Source organism: Neobacillus drentensis, assembly GCF_036965645.1.
Lineage (GTDB): Bacteria > Bacillota > Bacilli > Bacillales > Cytobacillaceae > Neobacillus > Neobacillus drentensis_D.
The window spans coordinates 8,405-19,759 of the sequence record NZ_JBALPZ010000120.1; the positions used below are offsets into that span (position 1 = coordinate 8,405).

At 35.8% G+C, this 11,355-nt stretch carries 11 protein-coding genes; 3 read left to right on the top strand and 8 right to left on the bottom strand.

Translation table 11 applies throughout. From position 1 onward, the window contains the following. Positions 1–3: 3 nt before the first annotated feature. Positions 4–1,236, bottom strand: a complete 1,233-nt coding sequence (locus tag V7266_RS20835) for a PucR family transcriptional regulator (protein WP_335470548.1) — start codon at positions 1,234–1,236, stop codon at positions 4–6. A gap of 307 nt (positions 1,237–1,543) precedes the next feature. On the opposite strand from V7266_RS20835, the gene alaP reads away from it, so the two are divergent. Further along, positions 1,544–2,944, top strand: a complete 1,401-nt coding sequence (alaP, locus tag V7266_RS20840) for an alanine permease AlaP (RefSeq protein ID WP_335470549.1) — start codon at positions 1,544–1,546, stop codon at positions 2,942–2,944. Between the two features lie 125 nt (positions 2,945–3,069). Next, the gene (locus V7266_RS20845; RefSeq protein ID WP_335470551.1) at positions 3,070–3,888 is read left to right on the top strand and encodes a 5'-nucleotidase, lipoprotein e(P4) family; all 819 of its coding nucleotides are present in this window, start codon (positions 3,070–3,072) and stop codon (positions 3,886–3,888) included. Positions 3,889–3,953: 65 nt separating this feature from the next. Here the strand turns inward: V7266_RS20845 and V7266_RS20850 are convergent, their stop codons facing one another. The 4 genes from V7266_RS20850 to V7266_RS20865 all read right to left on the bottom strand — a co-directional run bounded on the left by V7266_RS20850 (position 3,954) and on the right by V7266_RS20865 (position 7,086). Continuing rightward, the gene (locus V7266_RS20850; RefSeq protein ID WP_335470553.1) at positions 3,954–4,319 is read right to left on the bottom strand and encodes a cytochrome-c oxidase; all 366 of its coding nucleotides are present in this window, start codon (positions 4,317–4,319) and stop codon (positions 3,954–3,956) included. A 136-nt stretch (positions 4,320–4,455) separates the two neighbouring features. Then, on the bottom strand, positions 4,456–5,712 hold the full coding sequence (locus tag V7266_RS20855) for a DUF445 domain-containing protein (protein ID WP_335470554.1): 1,257 nt from the start codon (positions 5,710–5,712) through the stop codon (positions 4,456–4,458). Positions 5,713–5,817: 105 nt separating this feature from the next. Then, positions 5,818–6,465 carry a DUF3939 domain-containing protein gene (locus V7266_RS20860; protein WP_335470556.1) on the bottom strand — a complete coding sequence of 216 codons (648 nt, stop codon included), beginning with the start codon at positions 6,463–6,465 and terminating at the stop codon, positions 5,818–5,820. A gap of 315 nt (positions 6,466–6,780) precedes the next feature. Continuing rightward, positions 6,781–7,086, bottom strand: coding sequence for a HesB/YadR/YfhF family protein (locus V7266_RS20865; protein WP_335470557.1), 306 nt, complete (start codon positions 7,084–7,086; stop codon positions 6,781–6,783). Between the two features lie 297 nt (positions 7,087–7,383). On the opposite strand from V7266_RS20865, the gene V7266_RS20870 reads away from it, so the two are divergent. Next, positions 7,384–7,680, top strand: coding sequence for a hypothetical protein (locus V7266_RS20870; protein WP_335470559.1), 297 nt, complete (start codon positions 7,384–7,386; stop codon positions 7,678–7,680). Between the two features lie 182 nt (positions 7,681–7,862). Here V7266_RS20870 and V7266_RS20875 read toward each other — a convergent pair whose 3' ends face one another. The 3 genes from V7266_RS20875 to V7266_RS20885 form a co-directional block, all read right to left on the bottom strand. Next, positions 7,863–9,212 (bottom strand): hemolysin family protein, encoded by a 1,350-nt coding sequence (locus tag V7266_RS20875; RefSeq protein WP_335470561.1) that lies wholly within the window; start codon positions 9,210–9,212, stop codon positions 7,863–7,865. Positions 9,213–9,272: 60 nt separating this feature from the next. Further along, the gene (locus V7266_RS20880; RefSeq protein ID WP_335470624.1) at positions 9,273–9,674 is read right to left on the bottom strand and encodes a MerR family transcriptional regulator; all 402 of its coding nucleotides are present in this window, start codon (positions 9,672–9,674) and stop codon (positions 9,273–9,275) included. A gap of 187 nt (positions 9,675–9,861) precedes the next feature. After that, a complete protein-coding gene (locus V7266_RS20885; RefSeq protein WP_335470562.1) occupies positions 9,862–11,172 on the bottom strand; it encodes a hemolysin family protein in 1,311 nt (436 codons plus the stop codon). Positions 11,173–11,355 lie beyond the last annotated feature (183 nt).

Consider the following 11,355-nt stretch of genomic DNA (forward strand, 5'->3'; position numbering starts at 1 on the left):
AATCTATTTATATTTCTCCAGCTTTAGGTCAACATAGAGAAGCATTTTCTGGCTAGGGTCCTTAAAATTCACATCGCCAATTTCAGAAATCCGCTTTAACCGATAATTGAGAGTGTTGGCATGAACATTTAGTTCCTTAGCGGCATCATTTATATTGTTATCTTTATTTAAGAAAACCTCTAACGTTTCAACTAAATTACTATGATGTCTTTGGTCATATTCTTGCAGTCTTTTTAATGAATAATTTTCAGAGAATTCGCTTTGTCTTTTTTCCAAAATAAGTTCAAAAAGTTGATATATTCCCAGCTTTTGATAATTGAAAATTTCTTTTGTTTCTTCTGGAAATTTTTCTTTTATGGATAAAACACTTAAGGTTTCTTTATATGCTTGGCCAATTTTTTGATAATCATCATAAATACTGCTATATCCAGGAGTGATTCCTTTTATATCGAACCGTTCGTCCATTGTCGAAACAAAGGTCTGAACAAAACCATTAAACTCTTGATAATGCTCATTTTTATTAGCAGCGGAGATTAAGACAATAAGTTGATTACAGTCAATTGTATAGAGCAAAATCTTCATCATTTGACTGGTTTTTAATAAATAAGAGATGTTTTGTTCTACTTTACTTGTTATGTTATCTGGAAATTGAAATACCGCAATGCCAAAGGAAGGGGAGGGAGTAATTTTCAACGCATGAAAACGCTCATAGATGTCCTTTTCACCCTTCAAGTGACCTGTTAGTAGTTTCCAGAAGAATTCCTGGGAATGTTCTTCTTTTTTATTTTTCCTTGTTTGAAGCTGTAAGAGTTTATTTTTTGCCGAATCTGCCGCTTTTTTGAGTAAGTCAAAATCCTCTTCTGTTAAGGTTTTGTCAATTTCTATTGCCCAAATAAAGCCTAATACCTCATCTTGCTTCCAAATAGATATAGCAACTCTATTATGAAGTCCAATTTCATCTATTTTTTTAACACGGATTGGTTCACGGGTTTGAAGCAGAGCCGGAATGGTTCCTTCTTTCCATAATTGATTTATCACCTTCTCGGGCACTCTTCTTCCGATGATGGTATAGATCCTTGCGGGATCAGTCCGTTCATCATGTGTGCTATAGGCAAGTAGTCGATGGTTAGCATCCTCAATAGTAATCGGGCAATTTAAAACCTGGCTTATTAAATCAGCAAATTCTTCTAAACTATCAAAAGTGGTTTTAAACGGATCATGTTGTCTAGTATTCAAAATGAAAACCTCCACATTGTCTATCAGGAAATAATATTATACTTTAGTTTAATTCTACAAAAAGTTATCGTAAATTTCTCGTTATTCTACAAAAAAGATTGTTCACATAAATGTTAAAATGATGTCAGAAAAAGTTCAAAATTTTTTCAGTATAATTGAAAGCGCTAACAATATAAAAAAAGAGGAGGATGGTCGGTCGCATTAATTGCGGATAAGTAGTATGATAATAATTCAATAATTATTTTTTGTCAAAGACGAACAAGTGGATAAGTGGGAAATTGAAGCTTTTTCAGGAGGAGATTCATAGATGGGGAAAAACTCTCAGAACAAAGAACTTCATCGCGGTTTAGAGGAAAGACATATAACATTAATGTCTCTCGGTGCAGCTATTGGGGTAGGATTATTTCTTGGTTCAGCATCTGCGATTAAAATGGCGGGACCAGGTATTTTGGCTGGTTATGCATTTAGTGGTTTAATCATGTTTTTCATTATGAGAGCCTTAGGTGAAATGGCGATTCAAAAACCGGTAGCTGGGTCATTTAGTAAGTATGCGCGCGATTATTTAGGACCACTGGCTGGATATATAACAGGTTGGAATTATTGGTTTTTATGGGTCGTTACTTGTATGGCTGAAATTACTGCTATCGGTATTTATATGGAATATTGGTTCCCAGCTGTTCCAAGATGGATATGGGCATTAGCAGCACTTGTCATTATGGCGTCTGTCAACTTCCTTGCTGTTAAAGCTTATGGAGAATTAGAATTTTGGTTTGCCTTAATTAAGATTATTACGATCATTGCTATGATTCTCATCGGTGCTGGGATGATTATCTTTGGTTTTGGTAATGGCGGAATTGCAACTGGTGTCAAGAATTTATGGGAGCATGGCGGTTTCTTCCCGAATGGAATAAAAGGTGTGTTATTATCCCTGCAAATGGTTATGTTTGCCTACTTGGGAATTGAAATGATCGGGGTTACAGCAGGTGAGGTGAAAAATCCAGAAAAGTCGCTTGCAAGAGCAATAGATACAGTCTTTTGGAGAATTCTTCTATTTTATGTTGGAGCACTGTTTGTGATTATGGCGATTTATCCTTGGGAAGAAATTGGTACGAAAGGAAGCCCATTTGTACTTACTTTCGAAAAAATTGGCATCCCTGGGGCGGCGGGAATTATTAACTTTGTTGTTCTAACTGCAGCCCTTTCATCTTGTAATAGTGGTATTTTCAGTACGGCTAGGATGCTATTTAACCTTGCTGAGCATGGTGAGGCTCCTAAAAACTTCGGTAAAGTTTCCAAAAGCGGTGTTCCCGGAGTGGCTGTAGTTGCTTCTGCCGGAGCTTTACTTATAGGGGTTATCCTAAATTATATTGTCCCTGCAAAGGTGTTTACTTGGGTTACGAGTATTGCTACGTTTGGAGCGATTTGGACATGGGGTGTCATTCTTTTATCTCAAATCCGTTATCGCCAAACTCTTAATCAAGGTGAAGTGAAGGCACTAAAATATAAAATGCCATTATTTCCTTATACGTCTTATCTAGCCTTAGCCTTTTTAGCGTTTGTCATAGGATTGATGGCCTATAACCCTGATACAAGAATTGCTTTAGTGATTGGACCGCTATTCCTGATCTTCTTAGTAGCTGTTTATTATATCAAAGGATTTCACAAACGGGATAAGCTTGAAACTAATGTAAAAAAACGAATCATATAAGCAGGAAAAGAGCAGTAAGTCTTTTTGGACTTGCTGCTTTTTTTTACGAATACCTAATGCTCAAATGCTAGGATGTTTCATTCTTTCACATACTATTAGAGTGAAAAAGAAAAGGAGGGTATTGATTGAAGAAGAAGACAGGTTGGTTTTTGACTGTAATAATGGTTCTCTCACTCTCAAGTCTAAAAGTAGAGGCTGAAGCAAATGACAGGTCTTCGATAAACCTTTATGAACAAAATACCATGTCCGTACTTTGGTTTCAAACCTCAGCCGAAGCAAGAGCCTTATATTATCAAGGTTACAACCTGGGCAGAATGCGATTAGATGAACTATTAAGGGACCGCCCAAAAACAACAGGACTAAAACCCGCCATTGTCCTAGACATTGATGAGACGATCCTTGATAACAGTCCGTATCAGGCGTGGTTTGTCCTTAATGGAAAAGGAGTTCCGTTCGGATGGAATGAATGGTTTACACGTGGGGAAGCAAAGGCCTTGCCAGGTGCAATTGAATTCTTGCAATATGCTAATGCAAGAGGAGTCGATATATTCTACGTATCTAATCGCGACCAAGTACAAAAGGTACCAACCATGAAAAATTTAATAAATGTGGGTGCTCCTCAAGTGAGGAGTGAGCATGTGTTATTACAACAACCAGGCGAAAAAGGAAAGGAAACCCGCCGTATCCAAATTGCAAAAACACACGACATTCTCTTGTTCTTTGGAGATAATTTAGGTGATTTCAGAGGGTTTGATTGGTTGACCGTTTCAGATAGATCTCAAGAGGTGGACAAACGCCAGGCTGAGTTTGGCCGTAAGCTGATTGTTTTCCCAAATCCAATGTATGGCGATTGGGAGGGGGCAATTTATCAATATGATTATAGAAAAACGAATGAAGAGAAGGACAAACTAAGAAAGAAACTATTAGAGATTTATAAACGGTAAATCCTTAAAAAAGAAGACACCGTTTCGGTGTCTTCGACTATTTAAAAAAATGGATTGGGGCAAGATTATTGCTTTACATTTTTCAGGATGTTTATCGCAAAAACTATGATTCCGATAACCATTAAGGTACCACCAACTGCAACTGCAGGGCCGGCACTATCTACACCTGAGACTAAAAGAGCCAGCCCGATCATCATAATAGGGAGTGAGATATTATGAAGCCAAAAATGAACCTTTGCAAGTGTGGTTTCAGCTGCACTTGGAAAACCAACATAAATTAGTCCGGCAAGTGCCATTGACATCCATCCTAATAAATTAATATGCACATGAACAGGTGTAAAATCAAAGGTTTCCGTCATCGACATATACATACCAATAAGCACCCCAATAACAAAATACACTACAGAAATTTTTATCAACTTAACCGCCATTTTTCCTGCCCCCTTATGTTTTTAAAAATATGACTATAGTACTAAATATGAAAGGGGTTCCTGAAAAAGAACTATTTTTTTTAGTAGTGATTTTAGAATAATGGCAAAAAAAAAGCCTTAATAGTTTAAGGCAATTTTAAAAGAAAGCTCTAAATCCGACTAAGATAAGTCCTATCAAAAATCCGCAAACCGCTCCATTGACTCGGATCCATTGCAGATCTTTTCCAACGTTAGTTTCTACCATGTTGATCAATGTTTTATCGTCCAATCTGTCTAAATTCTCTTTAACAAGCTTACCAATTTTAGAATGATTTTTGTCGACAAAGGATGATAGTTTTGATTTAATCCAGGTATCTATTTCATCTGTTTTTTCTGTGTTGTTTTTTAATGCAACTAGATTGTCATTTATAAATGGCAGTAAGTAAGAATCGAGAAAGGCAGGATCTGCAACGAAATCGATAGCTTTTTGCTGAAACTGATCTAATATATCATTAATTTGCTCTTTGGGGTCCCATTTAGTTATTGCATGTGATGTTAAATTAGAAAGCTCTTCATAAATTTTTTCGTCCGTCTTTATTGATTCAAGTTTGTTTCGGACATGGATCAATAACGTTTGCCGATTAGCGTTATAGGGATCGCGGTAACTAGCAACCCCTTTTTGGATTAAATTTTGGATAATATTACCCAACTTTTCTTCGTTAACGAGATTACTAAAAGATTTTAGGGCGAATTGCATGAAGCCGTCCGCTTTGATGTTTTCTACCGCATTCACTGCCATTCCGCCGAGCTTATATTTAGTTGAATCTTTCGCGGCCCACTCGTCGATTTCCTTGAGAATGTAATCAAGGGTTTTTTCGTCATATTTACGTTCAGTTACTTGTTCAATAAGCAAGGGCAAGTATTTTTTTACATCCAAGTCTTCTAACTTAGCTTTTAGTTCTTGTTCAATAATTGGCGTTAACTTTCTTACCTCTACTTTTTTTATTAAGTTTTGAATAAAAGTGACGATATTTTTTTGAACCGAAGTGGAGATGATTTCACTTTCTGCTACTTCTATAAACCTTTTGGTAAAACCAATTGTATTAATTTTTTTTCGAATACTTTCTTTTGTAAGCCAATCATTTTCAAGCATAGAAATAATGCCTTCCGTAATTCTATGCCGGTTCTTTGGCAGTAGCGCCGTATGAGGAATTGGAACACCCAGCGGATGTCGAAAAAGAGCTGTTACAGCAAACCAATCTGCTAATCCTCCGACCAGCCCTGCTTCAAAACCACCTTGGAGGATATTACCCCAAAATGAATCTTGTAATGGAATGGTTGCAATAAATCCAATTCCCATGATTGCAAGAGAAATAGTCGCTAAATGCTGCGATTTATTTTTCTGTTTTACCATTTTTGTACCCCTCGTTTTAAAATTTAAAAATATTAGTCATTGCTATTATCTCAATATAGTTGAAAGAAAAGCAAAAAAAACTACCCAAAAGAAAAAAATTTCCTCTCAAAGTGGAGAGGAGTTTTTTTTATAAGGGCTGATATGTGTGATTAGTCCGTCTAAATCGGTAATGTAAAATTGGGTAACCGGAGCCTTTTTTAGATAGTGTTCTTGTAGGAGCAAATAATAGTTTACTCTGTGCTGCGGGTCAAACTTCAACATTGGATATTCTTTATGGTCTTTCACGTATTGGTCTACCGCCTTTTGGACCATATCCATTTCGATTGGTATAAGTTTTTCATTTTCCTCGAATAAATCATAGGTCTCCTTCGACATATAAAATTTCTTCGAAGGAATTCCACCAAGATGGGGAGCTAGCTTCTCAAAGTCAATGCTATGATCATCTTGGACTAAGATGGTGCGGAAAACTCCCTTAGGAAGGGTGTCAGAATAGGCTCTTACGGCTTTTCGGACTTGTTCGAGCGTAACCTCGATTGTTGGATACTGGTTAAAAGAGTCAAGATTTGATTTTTTATCAAGATTCGTTTTTTCTACCGGCATTTTACTATATTTATGAATAATTGAATAAATGGTTAGTCCACCAAATCCGATTCCCAAAAATATCCCTATTAAGGTAAAGGTTGAATCTATTTCATACCAGTTTTCGAGAATTGCTCCCATTTTAATGCCTCCAGGGGCAATACCAGATGCCATGATGACCAACTCCTTTCTTACCAAACTTAAAAAGTGAGGAATTATTAGCAAGAGGAAATTTATTACATCTCTATTATACAAAAAAAATCAGTCAGTTTTAAATTATGGATATTGTTTTTACAAGTTAATATTCTTGAGAACCATAAACGGAGAGAAAGGATACAGAGAAAGAAGCAGTCGCACTAAGGTGGATGGTAAGGAAGGATTAGATAAATTTATCGTACAAGGTGGAGATACAGCCTTTGGAGTGTAAGTAAACAAGGATAGATTTTAAAAGGACCAGCCACTCCTTAATCGGCTGGTCTCTTTCCTTATTTAATGAATGACTGATGTGTCCTTATAGTAAATTTGAATTTCCTTAAGTAACTCATCGAAAGTCAAGTAAGTCTCCGTGTTTTCGAAGAACCAAATATCGTTCCCTTCTACATAAAAAGTGATTCCATTTAGTACTTGTGTATAACAGGCATCCGAGGACTGCTCAGCTGAAAAGGCCAGGCTGTATCCTTTATTTTTTTCTCCAAAGCCGGCATATTGTGGGTAAAGGCGTATACTAATTGGCTCTTTCATTTCAAATTCCTTCGTGAACCATAAAGCTGCTTTTTCATCGATTGATATGAACATATTTTACACCAACCTTTTAAAGTTAATATCCGTCATAAGGAAGGAGAAGAAGATAAGATTATTATGTAAGCGCTCCCTAACCCTTATAGTGTAAGACTACAATATTTATATTGAAATTAATGTGATAATATTCACATTAATTGAATGATTAATGAATTGTTCACTTTTTTGTAGGAAGTTCTCTTTATGAATAGACAGGGGAATATATCCTTTGTATACGAATGTGCTGTTTTTGTAACATATAAATAGTGAAAATGATGTTAAAATAAAAGTACAAATAGAAGGGAGGTTTGTTCAATGGGGAAAGAATTTGAAAAGCTGCCAGAGAACGAACTGGATTTAAAAAGCTTAATCCAAACATTTAATGCTACATTAGAAACCATTGAAAAAAGACTCTCTAGATTAGAAAAAATGGATAGTATTGAGCATAGAGTGGAAGTTAATCAGATTGATTTGTCTGATATTAAAGATACGCTGCATCGGATTGAAGAGACACATGGTATTGAACTTCAGCATGTAAACCGCCGTCTTGATTCTCATTTAGTTAAAATCGCAAAGTTAGAGGAAGAAATGATCATTTCAAAAAATAAATAATACTTAGTAAAGACTGTTATTCAACAGTCTTTTTATTTTTGCCTATTATAAAGTTGGCTGTCTTAAACTTAGTTGTTGATTTCCGCTCCAATCAACATCGTTTCAAAATCAACAATACCTTTACACAGCCAAAAAATAAAAAGATAGTAAAAAAAATAGACCGAATGATTCGGCCTATTCTACTATGAAAGAACCTCTGATTTTGTTACTAATTGTGGTGCATTTGATTCTTCATTATTTGCATTTTTAGTTACTTCAATATACTTGATATGATGCTCTTCCATATCAAGTATTTTGAAGGTATAGGACTCGTGATGGATGATGTCGCCTTCTTTAGCTTCATAATTCTCAGTAAGAATCCAACCGCCAATTGTATCAACATCTTCATCATCAATTTCAACACCTAATAAATCATTAATTTCACTCACTAAAACCTTTGAATCGATAATATAATGATTTTCTTTAATCTTGCGAATCTCTGGAATTTCATCCATATCAAATTCATCTCGAATTTCACCGACTATTTCCTCGAGGATATCCTCTACCGTCACAAGTCCTGATGTTCCCCCATATTCGTCCATTAACACCGCCATATGAACTCGATCCTTTTGCATCTTAACTAATAAATCATGAATAGGAATCGTTTCTATGACTCTAATAATTGGACGAGTATAGTTTTCAAGAGTCTGTGATGAGAGATTTTCATTACCTATTAGATCAGTCATGATTTCCTTAATATTGATTAAGCCAATAATATGGTCTTTATCGCCATCAATAACAGGATATCTTGTGAATTTTTCTTCTCGTAAGACTTGAAGAAATGTTTCTAATGAATCGTCTTTTGACAAAGAGACCATTTCTGTTCGAGGTACCATAATTTCTTTGGCAATCCGATTGTCAAATTCAAAAATTTTATTTACATACTTAAACTCTGATTGGTTAATTTCGCCACTTTTATAGCTTTCAGAAAGGATAATTCGAAGTTCTTCCTCGGTATGGGCTATTTCATTTTCCGATACCGGTTTAAGACCGAAAATACTGGAAACAATCCGTGCGGAACCGTTTAATACCCATATAAAAGGGTACATTATTTTGTAAAACAAAATAAGCGGACGTGACACAATCAAGGTAATCAGCTCAGCCTTTTGAATAGCAAGTGTTTTTGGGGCTAGTTCTCCAACTACAACATGCAGGAAGGTAATAAGAGCAAAAGCAATCCCAACCGATAATATTTGAGTCGCGCTCTCTGGAATGTTCATTTTTAGAAAGAGCGGACCTAATATATGTTCAATTGTCGATTCTCCAATCCAACCTAAACCTAAAGCTGTAATCGTAATACCTAATTGACAGGCTGATAAATACTCGTCTAAATTCGATATTACCTTTTTTGCTGAAACTGCCTTCGAATTTCCTTCCTCAATTAACTGATCAATTCTTGAACTTCTGATTTTGACGATTGCAAATTCCGAAGTTACAAAAAAGGCAGTTAAGGCAATTAAAATGGCTATAATCACCAAGTTAAATATGTCCAAATAAGTTCCCTTAGCCGTTGTTAGACGGGTAAGGTGTCACCTCCCAGTTATTAAAAAAAATTAAGTCGTAACACTTAAAAGTGATTTCATAAGAACTGCTCGAAGCAAACTAAGATTGCTGGTCAGCTTTTCCTTTTGTTCCTCATCCAATTTTTCTAAAATAGGAATGAGGTCAAAAAGGTCGCTATGCAGCTGCTTCATTTGCTGCGTTACAGCACTTACATGCTTTTCAACCTCTGATTCACGAAGGTTTTTTGCCTTGCGCATTTCTAGTTTTCTCTTAATCTCGTCTAATGGAAAGTGCAGACATTTACATTCCTCTATAAATTTCAAATCATCCAATGCTTCATCTGAGTAAATGCGGTAATTTGACTTAGAGCGTTCTGCATTTAACAAGCCTATAGACGTATAATAGTCAATGGTGCGTTTCGACAAATGCGCTATTTCTGCTATTTCACCAATCCGATAGACAGCCCCATCTTACCACCTCTACATTTTATAAATTAACAATAATTATAAAGAAATTAAACTGTACAGTCAAACGTTATAGTTTAGATAGTAGTTTATACTTATATTTTATGGGGAAATATAGCCAATATGTGATAAAAACTAAATATTCGGAATATTTTTCCCTGAAGATAACGCCTCACTATTCGGAGGCGCTTGGAACGGCCTTACTCACTTCAATAAATACGATATGATGGCCTTCATTCTCTTTTATTTGAAACGTAAATCCATCCTTTTCAATTGTATCCCCTTGTTTAACGTCAAATTTATGAGTTAAAAACCATCCGCCAATCGTGTCTACTTCCTCTTCTTCAAGCGTAGTTCCCAGAAGGTCATTCACCTCGTTTATTAAGACTTTCCCATCTAAAATATAATGATTTTCTCCCTTTTTTTGAATAAGCGGGAGCTCGTCTAAATCAAATTCATCACGGATTTCACCGACTATTTCCTCGAGAATATCTTCAACGGTGACAATTCCAGCAGTACCACCGTATTCATCGGATAAAACAGCCATATGTGAACGGTTTTTTTGCAATTTTACTAATAATTCTTGAATAGGAATATTTTCTATTACATGAATTACTGGTTTGATGTAAGGGATAAGGGGGTGCTCCCCTGTGCATTTCTGCTGAATGCAATCGGTAAGGACCTCTTTTATGTTCACTACTCCCAGAATATTATCTTTATCACCATCAATGAGGGGATATCGGGTATATTTTTCCTCGCGGACAATATCAATAATTTCATCCATGCTGGCATCCCTTGAAAGAGTGACAATTTCAGTCCTTGGTACCATAATTTCTTTTGCAATTCGATCATCGAATTCAAAAATATTATTCATATAACTGTATTCGGAGTGATTAATTTCGCCGCTTTCGTAACTTTGTGACAGAATCATCCGCAGTTCTTCCTCAGATAAGACAATCTCTTGCTCAGAAGTCGGCTTAATGCCGAAAAGTCCCGTTACAAACCGAGCAGATCGATTTAGAATCCAAATAAAGGGATACATCAACCGATAAAAAAAGATCAATGGTTTTGCAAAACGCATAATAATTTGTTCTGACCTTTGAATCGCAAACGTCTTTGGTGCCAGTTCACCAATAACAACATTGAAAAAAGTAATGATAGAAAAAGCGAGAATAAATGAGATCACTTGTTTCAATGATGGCGGAAATTGTATCCACTTAAAAAGGGGTTCTAAAAGTCCGCGAATTGTTGGCTCACCTAACCAGCCCAAGATTAAGGAAGTTATCGTTATTCCTACCTGTGTGGCTGATAAATACCCATCTAAATTTGTAATGACTTTTTTGGCAGATTCTGCTTTTTTGTTTCCTTCTGAAATTAACTGATCTATTCTAGTCGTCCGCACCTTTACCATAGCAAATTCTGAAGCGACAAAAAATGCAGTAAAGGTAATCAGGATTGCGATTATTAAAACGTTCATCCAAATCATCTCGCACCTTACAAAGGTAAGGTATGCCACCTCACTTACTTTTACACTATGTAATGATTATTCCCTATAAATCCAATTTCTAACTTTTCTTTTATTATTTCAAAAATGATTTTTTATAGCAAATTAGTTTAATTTCAAAAATTCAGCCATGCGGCTGCTCAGATTGTCAAGCAAGAGTATTTT